The 16,993-nt window shown below is 62.9% G+C and carries 14 protein-coding genes; 5 read left to right on the forward strand and 9 right to left on the reverse strand.

The annotated features are described in order from the left end of the window. The first annotated feature begins 94 nt into the window (after window positions 1-94). The 3 genes from XalbCFBP2523_RS01185 to XalbCFBP2523_RS01195 all read left to right on the forward strand — a co-directional run bounded on the left by XalbCFBP2523_RS01185 (window position 95) and on the right by XalbCFBP2523_RS01195 (window position 6,596). Window positions 95-2,926: an EAL domain-containing protein gene (locus XalbCFBP2523_RS01185; protein WP_407070978.1), complete on the forward strand. Its 2,832-nt coding sequence runs from the start codon at window positions 95-97 to the stop codon at window positions 2,924-2,926. A gap of 579 nt (window positions 2,927-3,505) precedes the next feature. Continuing rightward, window positions 3,506-5,260: an ABC transporter permease gene (locus XalbCFBP2523_RS01190; protein ID WP_045765698.1), complete on the forward strand. Its 1,755-nt coding sequence runs from the start codon at window positions 3,506-3,508 to the stop codon at window positions 5,258-5,260. A 16-nt stretch (window positions 5,261-5,276) separates the two neighbouring features. Next, entirely contained in the window at window positions 5,277-6,596 is a 1,320-nt protein-coding gene (locus XalbCFBP2523_RS01195; protein ID WP_045757993.1) for an ABC transporter ATP-binding protein, read from the forward strand. A gap of 46 nt (window positions 6,597-6,642) precedes the next feature. On the opposite strand, the gene XalbCFBP2523_RS01200 is transcribed toward XalbCFBP2523_RS01195, so the two are convergent. From XalbCFBP2523_RS01200 to XalbCFBP2523_RS01220, 5 genes are all read right to left on the reverse strand, one after another. Continuing rightward, entirely contained in the window at window positions 6,643-6,945 is a 303-nt protein-coding gene (locus tag XalbCFBP2523_RS01200) for a hypothetical protein (protein WP_012915950.1), read from the reverse strand. A gap of 123 nt (window positions 6,946-7,068) precedes the next feature. Next, on the reverse strand, window positions 7,069-8,259 hold the full coding sequence (locus XalbCFBP2523_RS01205; RefSeq protein ID WP_045765699.1) for a methyl-accepting chemotaxis protein: 1,191 nt from the start codon (window positions 8,257-8,259) through the stop codon (window positions 7,069-7,071). Between the two features lie 138 nt (window positions 8,260-8,397). After that, window positions 8,398-9,012 (reverse strand): high frequency lysogenization protein HflD, encoded by a 615-nt coding sequence (hflD, locus tag XalbCFBP2523_RS01210; RefSeq protein WP_045765700.1) that lies wholly within the window; start codon window positions 9,010-9,012, stop codon window positions 8,398-8,400. Beyond that, on the reverse strand, window positions 9,009-10,202 hold the full coding sequence (gene mnmA, locus XalbCFBP2523_RS01215) for a tRNA 2-thiouridine(34) synthase MnmA (RefSeq protein WP_012915953.1): 1,194 nt from the start codon (window positions 10,200-10,202) through the stop codon (window positions 9,009-9,011). The genes hflD and mnmA overlap by 4 nt, the downstream gene beginning before the upstream one ends. Then, window positions 10,199-10,657: an NUDIX hydrolase gene (locus XalbCFBP2523_RS01220; protein ID WP_012915954.1), complete on the reverse strand. Its 459-nt coding sequence runs from the start codon at window positions 10,655-10,657 to the stop codon at window positions 10,199-10,201. The genes mnmA and XalbCFBP2523_RS01220 overlap by 4 nt, the downstream gene beginning before the upstream one ends. Window positions 10,658-10,801: 144 nt before the next feature. Between XalbCFBP2523_RS01220 and clpS the strand changes: the two genes are divergently transcribed. Both clpS and clpA read left to right on the forward strand, forming a co-directional pair. Beyond that, window positions 10,802-11,122: an ATP-dependent Clp protease adapter ClpS gene (clpS, locus tag XalbCFBP2523_RS01225; RefSeq protein WP_045756821.1), complete on the forward strand. Its 321-nt coding sequence runs from the start codon at window positions 10,802-10,804 to the stop codon at window positions 11,120-11,122. Window positions 11,123-11,249: 127 nt separating this feature from the next. After that, a complete protein-coding gene (gene clpA / locus XalbCFBP2523_RS01230) occupies window positions 11,250-13,535 on the forward strand; it encodes an ATP-dependent Clp protease ATP-binding subunit ClpA (protein ID WP_045760663.1) in 2,286 nt (761 codons plus the stop codon). Window positions 13,536-13,676: 141 nt separating this feature from the next. Here the strand turns inward: clpA and infA are convergent, their stop codons facing one another. The 4 genes from infA to trxB form a co-directional block, all read right to left on the reverse strand. Beyond that, complete coding sequence (infA, locus tag XalbCFBP2523_RS01235) at window positions 13,677-13,895, reverse strand: translation initiation factor IF-1 (protein ID WP_004425677.1); 219 nt, start codon at window positions 13,893-13,895, stop codon at window positions 13,677-13,679. 93 nt (window positions 13,896-13,988) lie between these two features. Then, window positions 13,989-14,726: a leucyl/phenylalanyl-tRNA--protein transferase gene (aat, locus tag XalbCFBP2523_RS01240; RefSeq protein ID WP_045765701.1), complete on the reverse strand. Its 738-nt coding sequence runs from the start codon at window positions 14,724-14,726 to the stop codon at window positions 13,989-13,991. Between the two features lie 18 nt (window positions 14,727-14,744). Next, a complete protein-coding gene (locus XalbCFBP2523_RS01245; protein WP_045765702.1) occupies window positions 14,745-15,875 on the reverse strand; it encodes a GNAT family N-acetyltransferase in 1,131 nt (376 codons plus the stop codon). A 105-nt stretch (window positions 15,876-15,980) separates the two neighbouring features. Then, window positions 15,981-16,949, reverse strand: coding sequence for a thioredoxin-disulfide reductase (gene trxB, locus XalbCFBP2523_RS01250; protein ID WP_045765703.1), 969 nt, complete (start codon window positions 16,947-16,949; stop codon window positions 15,981-15,983). Window positions 16,950-16,993: the final 44 nt, after the last annotated feature.

Genomic DNA, 16,993 nt, shown 5'->3' on the forward strand with positions numbered 1-16,993 from the left:
TCGTCTCTGGCGAACATCTTAGCCGTTGATGGACGCTGCGGCCCATCGCCGGCTTCCAGCGCTCAATTAATACTGCTAGGTGCCGCTATCCCCCATGTCCACAGCTATTCTGCGTGGCGAAACGGAGCATCTGGGCGTGGATCAAGGCCTCATTGCAAGCTTGCTGCAGCATCCGCTTACCTCGGCACTTGTCCTGCTGGACGCCGAAGGTAGGCCCCTGGCTGCCAACCAATCAGCGCAGATGCTGGGGTTGCCGCGCACCGTGGAGGCCTATGCCCAGCTCATGCGTGACGTGCGCGAGCGACTGGTCGATGGTGAGAACATGCTGGCCTGCACGCTGCCGGGTACCGCTGGGCGGCGACTGGACGGTTGGTTGCGCTGCGTACGCGACGAGAGCGGCGCCCTGCTTGCTTACACCTTGAGCGTTCCCGAGCCGGTCGGTAGCGATGGCGCCACGCGCTGGGAGATTGCTCTGGACAGTGCTGACCACGGCCTATGGGACTGGGACATTCCCAGCGACAAGATCTTCCGTTCCGAGCGCTGGAAGCAGATGCTTGGTTACGCTGGCGACGCCCCGGTCCACGGTTTCAACAGCTTGCTGCCGCTCGTACATGGCCAGGACAAGGAACGCCTGCAACAGGCGATCCGTGCCCATTTCGAGGGTCGTACCGCGACCTATATGTGCGAGTTCCGCCTACGCGGGCAGGACGGGCAGTGGCACTGGATCCTGGACCGTGGCCGGATCGTAGCGCGGACCGCCGACGGTCGTCCGCTGCGTATGGTTGGCACGCATACGGATATCCACGAACAGAAGCTTTTGGAGCAGCGTCTGCTTGACCAACAGACCTTGCTGCGTGAGGCACAGCGCATGACTGGCATGGGAAGTTGGTCCTGGGACCCGCGACATGACCAGTTCTGGTGCTCGCACGAGTTCCAACGTGTCACTGGCTTGAACGAACAGCAGGTGCCGAACAGCCGCGGTTGGCTGCGTCTGCTCAGTCGTGATTCGTCGGCGCAATTGGTCTCGATCTGGCGCCGCATGTTGAGCGATAAAAAACCTGTCAATTTCGATGTGGAACTGCCGCTTGGCAGTCAAGCGCCGTTGCATCTGCGGGTCTGGGCACAGCCGCAATTGGAGGGCGACGGCACCATTCAACGCGTTTTAGGCCAGGTCCAGAACATCACCGAGCAGCGCCAGACCGATGCGCTGATTCGCTGGCGTACCGAACTACTCAACCGTGTCTCGGCGCTAGGCAAGATCGGTGGCTGCGAGATCGAAGTGTCCACCCGGCGGATGCAGTGGACCGAGGAGTGCTATCGCATCCACGGCTTGCGCAAGGAAACCATCGAGCTTGACCAGGCGCTTTCGCTATACACACAAGACTCGCGCGATGCGTTCGAGGCTGCGTTAGCGCGGATCGTCGAAGGTAGTCTTCCGGAGCAGTTGGACCTGTGTTTCCATCGTCCGTCGGGCCAGCGTATCTGGGTGCAGGTCCTGATCGAGCTGGACGAACGCGATGGTCTACCGCCTCGCTTCGTGGTGCTGTTTCGCGACATCACTCACGAACGCGAGGCCAACGAACGCATCGAACTGCTGGCGCACTACGATCTGTTGACCGGACTGCCGAACCGACAATTATTGCGCGAACAGTCCGAAAAGGCAATGCACGATGCGATAGAACGAGGCAGCACGTTGGCGATGCTGTTCGTCAATTTGGATGGTTTCAAAAGTATCAATGATTCTTTCGGTCATGCCGCTGGCGATGCCTTGTTGAAGTTGGCCGCATCGCGGATGCACCAGCAACTGCGTACCAGCGACCTGTTGGCTCGCTTAAGCGGTGACGAGTTCGTTCTGGTATTGCGCGATCTGGCCGAACCCGGCGACGCTGGACACGTCGCCCGCAAGCTAATCACGGCGCTGGCCGAGCCGTTGCCCAATGGCGAGAACGTCATCAAAATCGGTGCCAGCATCGGCATCGCGCTGATGGAAGAGGGACGTCAGGATTTCGATAGTCTGCTGCGCGCAGCCGACGCGGCGATGTATGCGGCCAAGGAATCCGGCCGCAATACCTGTCACTACTACAGCCAGGACGTGTTGCTACGCGCGCAGCGGCGTCTGGAGATCGAGCACGCGCTGCATGGAGCGCTGGACCGCGAGGAATTCTCGCTGGTGTACCAGCCGCTGGTGCATACGGTAGAGGGGCATCCGCCGGCGATCGAAGCGCTCCTGCGTTGGTACCGTCCTGGCCATGGCCATTGCAATCCGGCCGAATTCATCCCGATCGCGGAAGAGTGCGGGGAGATCGTGCGCCTGGGCGACTGGGTGATCAGCGAGGCCTGCCGCCAGGCAGCAGCCTGGCATGAGGCCGGGCTGAGTTTCGACCGGATCTCGGTCAACGTCTCGGCGATGCAGTTACGTGACCGTGGCTTCGCCGAGCGGGTGATCGAGCTATGCCAGCGCAACGGTTGGTCTCCGAAGCGACTGGAACTGGAACTGACTGAGTCCGCCTTGATCCGCGACAGTGAATCGTTACGGCGCTGCTTCGAACTGTTCGAGCAGGAAGGCATACTGTTGGCGGTGGACGATTTCGGTACCGGATTTTCCAATTTGCACTACCTCAATCGTTTCCCAGTGCAACGGCTCAAGATCGACCGCAGCTTCGTGCAGGACATGTTGCACGACAGCGGTACCGCCAAGGTCACCCAGGCGATCGTGCAACTGGGTCACGCATTGGGGATGCAGGTGGTGGCAGAGGGGGTTGAAACAGTGCAGGAGGATGAGCTGCTGCGCGAACAGGGCTGCGACGAAATCCAGGGCTATCTGCACTCGCGGCCGCTACCGCCGCGTGAACTGGCCGCATGGTTGCGTGCGCGCCAGCATGCCGTATCGGCATCTCAACCGTGCCTGGAGCTGGCGACGCCGTGAATGTACGCCAGCCCTGATCACGGGCTGGACTTGCGGTAGCTGATGGGCTGGCTATACTGCGCCCCCATCGTTCCCGGCCAGAGGCCACTCACCTTGGACAGTCATCCTAGACCGAAGCTGCTGCAGCTGCCGAGCTGACAGGATTGCCATGGTCTGGGTTGTCCCAGATGGGTCCCGTCCGCTCAGGACGGGATCATTCGCTAGCCTCGTTGCGATGCTGGCGCGATTTCCGCAAGACGCAAGCTCGATCCGCGAAGACTCCAAGCGTTGGCCTATGGCATTTCCGCATCCGGAGCCGTCCATGTGCCTGTCATCGCGATTGCTATTGCCCGCTACCACGAGGACGGCTAGTCCGTCTCCACACCTGCGCTGGCGTGCGCTGCGGCGCGCCTCAGCCCAGCGATACAGGCGCGTGCGCGCTGCCGCATGCCGGTCGTCCGTTATCGCGTAGGGACTCGCCGAAAGGGGTTGACCCGCAGCGTACATTTTTCCCGCTCAGACTGAGCGTTCGGCTGCGCGATCGCGCCAGCGTATTTTTCAATTGCCGCGGCTTGTTGCCGCCTTTGCCGGATCTTCCATATGGTTCCATTCGTTCGTGACCGTTCCGCGCCCGGACAGAGCGAGATACGTCCCGGTGTGTTGCCCAACCTGCACGATCTGATGGTGTTCGCATTGCTGCTGGGGTTGGGTGTGCTGTTGCTGCACGGTGCTGCCGACATGCGCGCGCCGCTGCCGCCGCCCGGCACAACCTCGGTGTCGCTAGACCTGTGGCAACTACCTGAGTATGGCCTGCGCACGACCTTGCGTATGTTTGCGGCAATGGCGGCCTCGTTGTTGTTCACCTTCGTGGTGGCGACTCTGGCAGCCAAGAGCCGACGCGCCGAGCGGGTGATCGTGCCAGCCCTGGACATCCTGCAGTCGGTGCCGGTGCTGGGCTTCCTTACCTTCACCGTGACTTTCTTCCTTGGCCTGTTCCCAGGGCGGCAGATCGGCGCCGAGTTGGCCTCGATCTTCGCCATTTTCACCAGCCAAGCTTGGAATATGGCGTTCTCGTTCTACCAGTCCCTGCGCAATGTGCCGCGCGATCTGGACGAGGTGGCCCGAGGTTTCGGCATGAGCGCCTGGCAGCGGTTCTGGCGGCTGGAAGCGCCCTATGCGACTCCGTCGCTGATCTGGAACATGATGATGTCGATGTCCGGCGGTTGGTTTTTCGTCGTCGCTTCGGAGGCCATCACCGTTGGCGATCACACCCTTGAGCTGCCTGGCATCGGCGCCTATCTGGCACTGGCGATCGGCCAGCGCAACTTCGGCGCGGTCGCTTGGGCGGTCCTGGCGATGGCGGTGCTGATCGCACTGTACGACCAATTGCTGTTCCGCCCCATCGTTGCCTGGTCGGACAAGTTCCGTGCCGAGTTGACCGCCTCGCAGAACAAGCCGCAGTCCTGGTTGTACGACTTGCTTCGGCGCACACGCCTGGTCAAGCGCCTGGCCGCGCCATTGTCCTGGGCCTGGCAGCGCACTTTGCTGCTGCGATGGGCGCCGCGACGAGCGTCGGTGAGCACAGCGGAGGCGTCCCGGGGGCGCGGCGCGATCTGGGGTGATCGCTTCTGGAGTGTCTCGCTGGCTGCCGCGGGATTGACTGCGGCCTGGTTCGCCTTCGACTACGGCCGCCGCCATCTAAGTCTGCACGATCTGGGCGATGCGTTCTGCGGCGGCCTGGCCACGTTGCTGCGGGTGGTGGTACTGATTGCGCTGGCCAGCCTGGTATGGGTGCCGATTGGGGTCTGGATCGGTCTACGTCCGAAGGTGGCGCAGCGGGTGCAGCCGTTGGCGCAGTTCCTGGCCGCGTTCCCCGCCAACGTCCTATTCCCGTTTGCGGTTTTGGCGATCGTCGCCACTGGCGCCAATCCGAACATCTGGCTGTCGCCACTGATGATATTGGGGACGCAGTGGTACATCCTGTTCAATGTGATTGCCGGCGCCAGTGCTTTTCCCACCGACCTGCGCGAGGCCGCCACCATCTACCGGCTGCGCTCGTGGACATGGTGGCGGCGGGTGATTCTGCCGGGCATTTTCCCGTATTACGTGACTGGCGCGCTGACGGCCTCTGGCGGCTCCTGGAATGCCAGCATCGTGGCCGAACTTGCCAGTTGGGGAGATCGCCATGTGCAGGCCTACGGCCTGGGCTCCTATATCGCTCGTGCCACCGCTGCTGGCGACGGCGCACGGGTTCTGCTCGGCGTGGCGGTGATGTCGCTGTTCGTGAGTATCTTCAATCGTGCGGTGTGGCGGCGGCTATATGTCTTCGCCGAACGCCGCCTGCGTTTCGACTGACCCAGGGAGACCGATCATGAGCTTTTCCGCAAGCGCTCCCGAGCGCGCCCCGCTGGTCCGCGTACAGGGTGTGCGCAAGAGCTACGACAAGGGCGGGGCAACCCCGTTGGTGGTGCTGGAGGACGTCGACCTGACCCTGAACTCTGGGCAGATCGTCGGTCTACTCGGCCGTTCCGGTTCGGGCAAGTCGACCTTACTGCGTGCCATCGCCGGCTTGCTACAGCCCAGCGCCGGCAGCATTGCCTTCCGCGACGCTGCGCCGGATCAAGCGCCGGACGACATTGCGATGGTATTCCAGAGTTTCGCGTTGTTCCCTTGGTTGACCGTACTGCAGAACGTGGAAGTGGGACTGGAGGCGCGTGGGGTGGCGGTCGACGAAAGGCGCCGCCGCTCCTTGGCAGCGATCGACCTGATCGGCCTGGATGGCTACGAAGGCGCTTACCCGAAGGAGTTGTCCGGAGGCATGCGCCAGCGCGTGGGTCTGGCGCGGGCGCTGGTGGTGCGCCCCAAGCTGCTGCTGATGGACGAGCCCTTCTCTGCGCTGGACGTGCTGACAGCCGAAACCTTGCGCACCGACCTGCTGGATCTGTGGTCGGAAGGTCGCATGCCGATCGAATCGATCCTGATGGTGACCCACAACATCGAGGAAGCGGTGTTGATGTGCGACCGTATCGTGATCTTCGGTGCCAATCCGGGGCGAGTGATTGGCGAGATCCAGGTCACGCTGCCACAGCCGCGCAATCGCCTGGCGCCAGCGTTCCGCGCGCTGGTCGACGACATCTACGCGCGCATGACGTCCAGCCCGCAGCGGCCGCATGCGCGCGAGGGCGTGTTCCCCGGTAGCGGCATCGCCATGGTGCTGCCGCGGGTGTCGAGTAATCTTCTGGCTGGCCTGATCGAGGCGGTTGCAGCTGAGCCTTACCATGGCCGCGCCGACTTGCCGCCACTGGCGGCCAGCCTGCAATTGGAAGTCGATGAGCTTTTCCCGATTGCCGAGACCCTGCAATTGTTGCGTTTTGCCGTCTTCGAACAGGGCGATCTGCAGTTGACCCCTGCGGGGCAGCGCTTCGCCGAACTCGGCACCGATGCGCGCAAGCAACTGTTTGCCCAGCACCTAGCGACCTATGTGCCGCTGGCCGCGCACATCCGTCGCGTGCTCGACGAGCGCCCAGCGCACCATGCGCCGGCACGCCGCTTCCGCGACGAACTGGAGGATCACATGTCAGAGGACTACGCGATGGAAACCGTGCAGGCGGTGACCAGCTGGGCGCGCTACGCCGAATATTTCGCCTACGACAAGCAGGCGGACTTGTTCTCGTTGGAAAATCCGACTTGAAGGGGACGCGAATCAGCGACGTCAACGTGACAGCGGCGAGAATCGCTTAGTCGATGTCGTGCAAGACAAAATCGACGATCGGAGCCGGTGTGCCGGCAGCGTCGATGGCGGTTCCGTTCAGTCCCATGTCCCAGGCCAGACTGGCCCATACGCTGTCGGCAATGCAGGCGCCCTGCGGCATGGAGGGGCGTGCTATGCGCATCTGGTACAGCTCGGCCTGGGCCAGTGTTTCCAATCTGCGCAGTATGCTGCCCGTCTGCTGACGCAGTGCCACTGCTGGAGCAACTGCGTCCGGTACCGGTGCGTCCGGTGCCGGGTCGCGCGGATCGCTGCGCTCATCGCAGGACATGACCGCACCTCTGGATAGGGACTGGAAATACATCGGCTAGGCCAAGCGGGTAGGGCATAGACGACACGCCCCGGTAGAGCCGGGGACGTGTCGGTTCATAGCGCGGAAATGGTCACGGCAGGCTCAGAACAATTCCACCGTGCCTGCGCCCATGCTCTGCTGTGCCACCGGCTTGTGCGGTGGGCGCTCCCATTCCGTACGCATATCGCGCAGACGCTTACCGACCCGCTGCAGCGCATCGATCAGTTCGCTGTCGAATACTCCGCCGTTGCGGTGCAACAGTTCCTGGAGGGCCACTGCTTCGCGGTTGATCGCGGCCAGTCGGTCCATGTGGGTATGCACGCCGCCAAGCGCCTGGGTCGCGATGTCCTCGAACTGCAGGGCGCGCACGGCTTCGGCGACACTGCTGTCGATGGCGCGACCGCATTCGGAGATCTCGCGCATGCTGTCGCCGAGGGAGTGATTGATCGCGGCCACGTTATCCAACATCGCCGCTGCCTCGGCACGGGCCTCGCGGGAGCGGTCCATGTCGCGGGAGGCCATGTGCGAGACCGTCTCGCGCACCTTGGCGATCGCATCCTTGGAGCTGTGCGCCAGCTTGCGGATCTGCTCGTTGAAGGTGGTGGAACGCTCGGACAGATTGCGTACCTCGTCGGCCACCACCGCGAAGCCGCGGCCCGCTTCGCCGGCGCGCGCCGCTTCGATGGCCGCGTTCAACGCCAACAGGTTGGTCTGGTCGGCGATCGACTTGACATCCTCCAGCAGGGCGAAGATGCCGTCCAGGTGCTGCGACATGTCGTCGATGTAGTGCACCGTGGTGGTGCTCTGGCCGCTGACTTGTTCCAGCGCTTCCACCAACTGTTCCATGCGCTGGCTGGCATGTTGGGCGAAGCGGGCCACGTCCACCCCTGTACCGCCATCTTCGCCAGTGCGATCCACGATCCGTGCCAGCGCCACGCTCTGCTGACGGGATTTGCGATTCATCGCTTCGAAGCTGTTTCCCAGGCCGCTGACCGCCTGGCGGATCAGTTCGCGGGCACGTTCGATATCGCTGCGTGACCCATCGATCTCATTGCCCACGAAGCTCCGCAGCTCGTTCAGCAACTGATCCTGTTCACGCATGATTTTGGCCTGCTCCGGCGAGCGCCGGCTTTGGCTGTATGCGGTCCAGGCGGCGAAGCCCAACCAACTCAACGTCATCGTGGTGAGAATGGCCCAGCGGACCGGGGCTGGCCAATCCAAGCCGGCAGCAATGGGGAACAGCAGCGTCAGGGCAAGCGGAGCGGCCAGACGGATCAGTAGGCGTGAATACATGGACGTTCTCGGCAAAGTCACGATTGCAGTATCGGCCGCCCCGTCGCGCTCTTTAGGTGCGGCCTCGCGCTGATCGTCGCGCGGTTGTCGGATACGTAACCTAATACGGCCAGCCTGTGGTGGCGTCAGCGTTGACGTTCAGCGCAGTGCCAGGTCCACGGCTTCGCGCATGCGCCGCTTGGCAAGCAGGAAATCCCACAGACTACCGCCCAGCTGTCGCCATAGTACCGCAGAGCGCACTGCGGCCAACAGCAGGGCACGGATCTCCGCGACCACCCCCGCCTGACCCAGATAGTGTGGATTCCCTTGCACCATCACCCGAGGACGTAAGTGACTGATAGTTCCAGCATAGAGCTGGCCCAGTGCTTCGATCACCTCAGGATGTGTGCTGTCGCCATGCTGTTTCAGCAGCAAGGCGGTCCGGGCGATGCCGACGCTGATTTTGGCGTCGGTTTCGGTGTCGCTGACGAGACGGCGCTCCAATTGGATTACCGCCATCGCCAGCCGTGGCAGGACCTCGTCCTGACCCTGGTTGCGAAAGTACTGGTGCAATAAGCGCATGCCAGGCACCAAGTCGCTGCGGTGGCCGTAAACCGCCTCCGCGCTCGGTGCATCGATCCGAAACACGCTGTCGAGCAGAGTGCGCACCAGCGATGCCTCCGAATGGCCGGTTTCGGCGATGCGGCGTACCTGTTGCAGGGCCTGGGCCATGCCTGCCAGCGCCAGCATACGCGTGTCCATGGTGTCGATCATCGGTTGGTGTCCTCGTGTGTTGCAGGCGTCCGCTGCGCCAGGCGGCGCTCCAGCGGGGCATCGGTGGTGGCGATCACGGCTCCGCCCAGGCACTCCTCGCCCTGGTACAGCACCAGAGATTGCCCCGGAGTCACGGCCCGTTGCGGACGCGTGAACTGTACCGTCAGAGTGCCATCATCGCGGATCTCGACCATGCACGGTTCGTCGGCTTGCCGGTAGCGGGTTTGCGCACGACATGCGAAGTGCCGCGCTGGCGGTGCGCCGGCAATCCAATGGGCGCTTTCCGAGCGCAGTTGTGTGGCCATCAGATGGGGGCTGTCGCGGTCCTGGTCGACGTACAGCACATTGCGCGCCACATCCTTGCCGATCACGTACCACGGCGCTGCGGCGCGGCCACGTACGCCACCGATGTTTAGGCCTTCGCGCTGGCCCAGGGTGAAATAGAACACGCCGGGGTGCTCGGCCACGATCTGCTCGTGCGGGTCGCGGATCTCGCCGCGCCGGGCCGGCAGGTAGCGGCTGAGGAATGTGCGGAAGTCGCGTTCGCCGATGAAGCAGATGCCAGTGGAGTCCTTCTTGGCGTGGGTCGGCAAACCCGCCTGGCGGGCGATGCGTCGCACCTGTTCCTTGGGCAGCTCGCCCACGGGAAACAGGGTCGCAGCGAGTTGTGCCTGGCCCAACTGGTGCAGGAAATAGCTTTGGTCCTTGTTGCGATCCAGCCCGCGCAGCAGCCGCCAACGGCGATCGACGAATGCCACCCGCGCGTAGTGGCCGGTCGCGATCCGCTCGGCGCCAAGGTCGCGTGCCGCGTCTAGGAAATGCTTGAACTTGACCTCGCGATTGCATAGTACGTCCGGGTTGGGAGTGCGCCCAGCGGCGTATTCGGCGAGGAAGTGTGCGAATACGCCTTGCCAGTATTCTTTGGAGAAGTCGCGAAAATGGAATGGAATGCCGAGCATTCCGCAGACCGCCACCGCATCGCGTCGGTCTGCTTCGGCGCGGCATGTGGTCGCTTTTGGTTTTCTGTCTTCAGCGATGCTCGCGCTGTCGTGCACATCGCCGTTGCCGTCGTCTGCCCAGTTCTGCATGAACAGCCCAGAAACCGTGTGCCCCTGTTGCACCAGTTGCCAAGCCGCTACCGACGAATCCACCCCCCCGGAGACGCCGACCATGATGCGTGTTGTGCTCATGCCAACTGTCGCACCAAATCTAACGGATAGCGTTGCCCGGCTAGGAAATCGGCCACGGTCTGCCACACCAGCGGGCTGCGCCAGCGCGATCTGGCGCGCTGTAACTCGGCCGGGGTCATCCACAACGCGCGCACGATGCCGGTATCCAGCGGCCGCTGTGGGTTGTGTGCCAGCGGCTCGGCAGCAAAAGCGAAGCGCAGGTAATGGCGGCCATTATCAGCCTTCCATTGGTAGGCGCCGATGAACGCGGTTGGGCGCACCTGCCAGCCGGTTTCTTCCAGTGTCTCGCGCACTGCGGCCTCCACCAAGCTTTCGTCTGGCTCCAGATGACCAGCAGGCTGGTTCAGTACCAACGCGCCGCCAATGGCCTCTTCCACCTGCAGCAGGCGGCCATCGTGCGCCACGATGGTGGCCACGGTCACATCGGGCTGCCAGTGTGACATTGCCAGTGTCATCAGAGCGCGTCCTTGCCGTCGTTGAGTTCGGTATCCATCGCAATCGTCGGATGCATGCGAAACGCTATCGGAGGGAAGAGAATTGTGCGGGCAGTGCTTGCGGTCGTCCAATCCCGCTGGACAGGGGGCGTATATAATTGCGCGATGCCCCGTAAGAATTCCCCTGAGCACGACCATGGCGTGATGGTGGAGGCCGGCAAGCCGGAGACCGCCCGCCCGCCGATGTACCAAGTGCTGCTGCTGAACGACGATTACACCCCGATGGAGTTCGTGGTGACCGTGTTACAGCAGTTTTTTGCCTTGGATCTGGAGCGGGCCACCCAGGTGATGCTGCATGTGCATACGCGCGGTCGCGGAGTGTGCGGCGTTTACACCCGAGAGGTGGCTGAATCCAAGGTGGCTCAGGTGAACGAGTTCTCGCGGATGAACCAGCACCCCCTGTTGTGTACGATGGAAAAAACCTGATAGTGCTAGGCGTCGGTCATCGGCCTGCTAGGACACACTAACGCGGTCTGAACACACTGATCCGATACGGTTGTGGTAATTCGCAACTCAAGCCAAATATTGTCGGCAATAGACGTCGGAGTGAATCATGTTCAGCAAAGATCTAGAGCAGACCATCGGCCAGTGTTACAAGCGCGCCAGGGAAGCCCGTCACGAATTCATGACGGTCGAACACCTGCTATTGGCTCTGCTCGATAATCCGTCTGCGCAAGCCGTGCTCAAGGCATGTGGAGCAGATGTCGATCGCCTGCGCAACGATCTGGAACAGGCCATCGACGCCTCGGTGGCGCGGTTGGCCGAAGATGACGGTCGCGATACCCAGCCGACGCTGGGGTTTCAGCGGGTTTTGCAGCGTGCGGTCTATCACGTGCAGTCCTCCGGCAAGAAAGAAGTGACTGGCGCCAACGTGTTGGTCGCGATCTTCGGCGAGAAGGACTCGCATGCGGTGTATTTCCTGAACCAGCAGGACATCACCCGGCTGGATATCGTCAATTACCTTTCGCACGGCATCGCCAAAATGGGCGAGGAAGGCGAACATGCCTCACCATCCGTCGACGGAGAAGCCAGGAGCGAGGTGGGCGAGGGCGAGCCCAAAGGAGATGCGTTGGCTGAGTTCGCCACGAATCTGAACGAACAGGCGCGCAACGGCCGGATCGATCCCCTCGTCGGTCGTGCCGACGAGATCGAACGCACCATCCAGGTGCTATGCCGCCGTCGCAAGAACAACCCGCTGTACGTGGGTGAGGCTGGCGTGGGCAAGACCGCTATCGCCGAGGGTTTGGCCAAGCGCATCGTCGAAGGCAGCGTGCCCGAGGTGCTGGCCGATGCGGTGATCTTTTCGCTGGACCTGGGCGCACTGGTCGCCGGTACCAAGTACCGCGGCGATTTCGAAAAACGCCTCAAGGGCGTGCTGAGTGCGTTGAAGAAGGTTCCCAATGCGGTGCTGTTCATCGACGAGATCCACACCATCATCGGTGCCGGCTCGGCATCCGGCGGCACCATGGATGCCTCCAACCTGATCAAGCCAGCGCTGTCCTCGGGCGAGTTGCGCTGCATCGGCTCGACCACCTTCCAGGAGTACCGCGGTATCTTCGAGAAGGACCGTGCGTTGGCTCGACGCTTCCAAAAGATCGACATCGTCGAGCCGACGGTGGGCGAAACCTTCGAGATTTTGCAGGGACTCAAGCCCAAATATGAGGCGCATCATGGTGTGATTTACGCCGATGAAGCGCTGCAGGCTGCCGTCGACCTGTCTGTCAAGCACATTGGCGACCGCCTGCTGCCGGACAAGGCGATCGACGTGATCGATGAGGCCGGGGCGCGGCAGCGGCTGCTGCCGGAAGGCCAGCGCAAGGAATTGATCGACATTGAGGAGATCGAAACCATCGTCGCCAAGATGGCGCGGATTCCGACCAAGCAGGTCAGCGCCACCGACAAGGACGTGCTGCAGCACCTGGAGCGCAACCTCAAGATGGTGATCTTCGGTCAAGATACGGCGATCGAGACCCTGGCGTCGTCGATCAAGCTGGCACGTTCGGGCCTGAGTAATCCGGAGAAGCCGATCGGCAATTTCCTGTTTGCTGGTCCCACTGGCGTCGGCAAGACCGAGGTGACCAAGCAACTGGCGCTGCAGTTGGGGATCGAACTGGTACGCTTCGACATGTCCGAGTACATGGAGCCGCATTCGATCAGCCGGCTGATCGGCGCGCCTCCAGGCTATGTTGGTTTCGACCAAGGGGGCCTGCTGACCGAGAAAATCGTCAAGACCCCGCATTGCGTGCTGTTGCTGGACGAGGTGGAGAAGGCGCATCCGGATATCTTCAACATCCTGCTGCAGGTCATGGACCGCGGCATGTTGACCGATACCAACGGACGCGAGGCCAACTTCAAGAACGTGATTCTGGTGATGACCACCAATGCCGGGGCGACCCAGGCCTCGCGGCGCTCGATCGGTTTCACTCAGCAGGATCACTCCACCGACGCGATGGAGGTCATCCGCCGCAGTTTCACGCCGGAATTCCGCAATCGTCTGGACGCCGTTGTGCAGTTCGAAGCGTTGGCCTTCAACCATATCCTGCGCGTCGTCGATAAGTTCGTGATCGAGCTGGAGATGCTGTTGCAGGAAAAGCATGTCTCGTTGTCGGCCACGCCAACCGCGCGCGATTGGCTGGCTCAGCACGGCTTCGACCCTTTGATGGGCGCGCGCCCGATGGCACGACTGATTCAGGACAAGGTCAAGCGTCCATTGGCCGACGAGTTGCTGTTCGGCAAGCTGGTCAATGGCGGCCGCGTCACCATCGATGTCCGCGATGGCGAACTGGTGGTGGATACCCAGGCCGAACCGGAGCGTCTGCTGCCTGCGACAGTGGATTAAGGCCGGGCACACGCCAGCGACGACGACGCAGCGGTGGTAACAGGAAACCCGTTGTCGCCTTGGTGTCTATCCGGTTTGCTTGATGTCGCAGACGTGAAAAGGCGGCCGCAGGCCGCCTTTTCGCTATCCGCGCCGCAGGGATTACTTCATGCGGTAGGTGATCCGCCCCTTGGTCAGGTCGTATGGCGTCATCTCGACCTTCACCCGGTCGCCGGTGAGGATGCGGATGTAATTCTTGCGCATGCGTCCGGAGATGTGGGCGATGATTTCGTGCCCGTTCTCCAGCTTGACCCGGAAGGTGGTATTGGGCAACGTCTCGCTGACGGTGCCTTCGAATTCGATGGAGTCGTCTTTCGACATGTAATCCTGTGCGATTCGTGTGCGGCCAATGGCCTTAAGAGCGGGAATTCTACTCGCCCTGCCCGGGTCATGCAAAGTTTGCGTTAATCCTGCTCAAGCGCGGGCGATGTCCATGACTGCCAGATCGCCGAACCGCTGGGTCCACGATATAGTTTCGGCGGATGCCGCGACGAGCGGTGCGATCTCGGCGAGGAATCGCGCACGCGGCCAGCACTCGGCACCCAGGCTGAGCAGGTGTGGATTTTCCACTTGCGCATCGATCAGCGGCCAGCCCCATTCGTGCAGACGCATCGCCAGTGCCGCCAGTGCGACCTTGGAGCCACCGCTGCGCGCGCTGAACATGCTCTCGCCGAAGAACATTCGCCCGCGCGCCACGCCATAGAGACCACCGACCAGTGCCGTGCCATCGAACACTTCCACCGAGTGGGCATGTCCGGCGCGGTGCAGGGTCACGTAGGCGTCGCGCATCTGCGCGGTGATCCAGGTGCCAGCCTGACCGGCTCGGGGCGTCTGCGCGCAGGCGTCGATCACCTGCGCGAAGGCGGTGTCGGCACGGGCGATCCAGGACGAATGCCGTAGTCCGCGCCGCAAGCGCGAGGACAGCCGCACCCCGTCGCTGCGGAACACCGTGCGCGGATCCGGGCTCCACCACAGGATGGGTTGGCCGTCGGAGTACCAGGGGAAGATGCCGTTCGCATAAGCGGCGAGCAGACGTGTCGGGGTCAGATCGCCACCGAGGGCGAGCAATCCGTCCGGATCGCGCAAGGCCCGTTCCGGCGGCGGGAACGGAGCGGTGGGGTCTGCTTCCAGCAGGACGGGAAGACGGCGCATCGTCAGTCAGCTGGCCGATCAGCTCAGCGGGTCGTGGCGAAACGGCGAGGAGCGCTGCAGAGCCTGCGCCTGTTCGCGTACCGCTGCGCGTTCCTGCGCGCACCAGTCCGCCAGGGGGGCGCGGAACCCCGGATCGGCGATCCAGTGGCGGCTGCGGACCAGGCGCGGCAGAAAGCCGCGGGCGATCTTGTGCTGTCCTTGTGCGCCGGGCTCGAAGCGGGTTAGTCCCTCGCGCAAGCAGTAGTCGATGCCTTGGTAATAGCAGGTCTCGAAGTGCAAGCCAGGCAGAGGCGCGCCCCCCCAATAACGGCCGTACAAGGTGTCGCCGCCACGCAGGCAAATAGCTCCGGCCACCGGAATTTCTTCATAAATTGCTAGAAATATCAGAAAATTACGAGGAATTTCTCGTGCAAGATGTGAGAAAAAGTCGAGTGTCAGTGCCGGGGAGTTGCCGTAGTCTTCGAAGGTGCGTAGATAGAATCCATGCATGGCCTGCAGATCGGCGGTCGTGGCCTCGTCGCCATGCACGACGCGGAACTCGATCCCGGCCCGCTGCACCTTGGCCCGCTCCTGGCGGATATTTTTACGGTGTTTGTGGTCCATCGCGCCCAGGTAGTCGTCGAATCCAGTCCAGCCGGCGTCGTTGTGCCATTGATACTGCACGTCGTGGCGCGCCAGCCAGTCCTCGCCGAACGCAGGGTCTTCCTCGGCGCAATGAAAGTTCACGTGCGCCGAGGACAGGTCGCTGCTTTCGGTCAGTGCCTGCATCGTCTCCAGCAGTTCCTGCCGCGTTAGTGCGTCGTGCGCCAGTAGCCGCGGCCCGGTGACCGGTGAGTAAGGCACAGCGCACAGCCATTTCGGAAAATAGTCCTGGCCGTAGCGCGCGTAGGCGTGTGCCCAGGCATGGTCGAACACGAATTCGCCGTGCGAGTTGCTCTTCAGATAACCGGGCGCGGCGGCGACCAGGGTGTCGCCGTCCCACAGGGTGAGATGCAGCGGGCTCCAGCCCCAGTCTGGACGCAGGCAACCGTACCGTTCCAGTCCTTGAAGGAACGCATGCGTGACGAACGGGTTGCGACCGTCGTGCAGGGCGTCCCAGGCGGCCGCAGGCAGCGCGTCGAGCTGGCGTAACCAGCGCACCCGGCTCATGGCGATGGCCCTTGCGGTGGCTCTCTTCGTCGCAAGGGCAATGAGATGCGGGCGCGCAGCAGTGCGGCCGCATCCTGCCGCACTCGGCCAGCGCGCAGCGCCGACTCAGGCACTCTTGTCCAGATAGCGCTCGGCGTCCAGCGCGGCCATGCAACCGAAGCCGGCGGAGGTGATCGCCTGGCGATAGTGCTGGTCGGCGACGTCGCCGGCGGCGAAGACGCCCGGCACCGAGGTTCCGGTGGCGCCGCCCCCCAGGCCTGAGCGGATTTCCAGATAGCCGTTGTGCATCGTCAGTTGGCCGTCGAACAACTGGGTGTTCGGATGATGGCCGATGGCGACGAAGAAGCCCTGGGCCGGCAGTTCACGTGTGCTGCCGTCGATGACGGACTTCACCCGCACACCGGTGACCCCGGCGTCGTTACCGAGGACTTCGTCCACCGCATGGTGCCAGACGGTTTCGATCTTGCCTGCGGCGACCTTGGCGAACAGCTTGTCCTGCATGATCTTTTCCGCGCGCAGGGTGTCGCGGCGATGCACTAGGTAGACTTTGCGGGCGATGTTGGACAGGTACAGTGCTTCTTCCACGGCGGTGTTGCCGCCGCCGACCACGACCACGTCCTGGTCCTTGTAGAAGAACCCATCGCAGGTGGCGCAGGCGGATACGCCACGGCCCTTGAACGCCTCTTCCGAAGGGATCCCCAGGTACTTGGCGGTGGCGCCGGTGGCGATGATCAGCGCGTCGCAGGTGTAGTCGCCGCTGTCGCCGCTGAGCCGGAACGGACGCTGCGATAGGTCGGCGGTGTGGATGTGGTCGAAGATCACTTCGGTGTCGAAGCGCTCGGCATGTGCCTGCATCCGCGCCATCAGGTCTGGTCCCATCAGGCCGTGGGCGTCGCCCGGCCAGTTGTCCACTTCGGTCGTGGTCATCAATTGGCCGCCTTGCTGCAGGCCGGTGATGACCACCGGCTTGAGGTTGGCGCGTGCGGCGTAGACCGCGGCGGTCCAGCCGGCTGGGCCGGAACCTAGGATCAGGAGGCGGGAATGCTTGGCAGAATGGGCGGCAGAAGGGCTCATGTATACTCGCGGACAGGGTGAAATGGCGGCGGAATCGTGGCACT

It is taken from the genome of Xanthomonas albilineans, assembly GCF_002939705.1.
In the GTDB taxonomy this organism is placed as follows: Bacteria; Pseudomonadota; Gammaproteobacteria; order Xanthomonadales; family Xanthomonadaceae; genus Xanthomonas_A; species Xanthomonas_A albilineans.

Excerpts from the sequence above, each read along its gene's own strand:
- XalbCFBP2523_RS01185 (WP_407070978.1), top strand. The coding sequence starts at position 95 with ATGTCCACAGCTATTCTGCGTGGCGAAACGGAGCATCTGGGCGTGGAT.
- XalbCFBP2523_RS01190 (WP_045765698.1), top strand. The coding sequence starts at position 3,506 with ATGGTTCCATTCGTTCGTGACCGTTCCGCGCCCGGACAGAGCGAGATA.
- XalbCFBP2523_RS01195 (WP_045757993.1), top strand. The coding sequence starts at position 5,277 with ATGAGCTTTTCCGCAAGCGCTCCCGAGCGCGCCCCGCTGGTCCGCGTA.
- XalbCFBP2523_RS01200 (WP_012915950.1), bottom strand. The coding sequence starts at position 6,945 with ATGTCCTGCGATGAGCGCAGCGATCCGCGCGACCCGGCACCGGACGCA.
- XalbCFBP2523_RS01205 (WP_045765699.1), bottom strand. The coding sequence starts at position 8,259 with ATGTATTCACGCCTACTGATCCGTCTGGCCGCTCCGCTTGCCCTGACG.
- hflD (WP_045765700.1), bottom strand. The coding sequence starts at position 9,012 with ATGATCGACACCATGGACACGCGTATGCTGGCGCTGGCAGGCATGGCC.
- mnmA (WP_012915953.1), bottom strand. The coding sequence starts at position 10,202 with ATGAGCACAACACGCATCATGGTCGGCGTCTCCGGGGGGGTGGATTCG.
- XalbCFBP2523_RS01220 (WP_012915954.1), bottom strand. The coding sequence starts at position 10,657 with ATGACACTGGCAATGTCACACTGGCAGCCCGATGTGACCGTGGCCACC.
- clpS (WP_045756821.1), top strand. The coding sequence starts at position 10,802 with ATGCCCCGTAAGAATTCCCCTGAGCACGACCATGGCGTGATGGTGGAG.
- clpA (WP_045760663.1), top strand. The coding sequence starts at position 11,250 with ATGTTCAGCAAAGATCTAGAGCAGACCATCGGCCAGTGTTACAAGCGC.
- infA (WP_004425677.1), bottom strand. The coding sequence starts at position 13,895 with ATGTCGAAAGACGACTCCATCGAATTCGAAGGCACCGTCAGCGAGACG.
- aat (WP_045765701.1), bottom strand. The coding sequence starts at position 14,726 with ATGCGCCGTCTTCCCGTCCTGCTGGAAGCAGACCCCACCGCTCCGTTC.
- XalbCFBP2523_RS01245 (WP_045765702.1), bottom strand. The coding sequence starts at position 15,875 with ATGAGCCGGGTGCGCTGGTTACGCCAGCTCGACGCGCTGCCTGCGGCC.
- trxB (WP_045765703.1), bottom strand. The coding sequence starts at position 16,949 with ATGAGCCCTTCTGCCGCCCATTCTGCCAAGCATTCCCGCCTCCTGATC.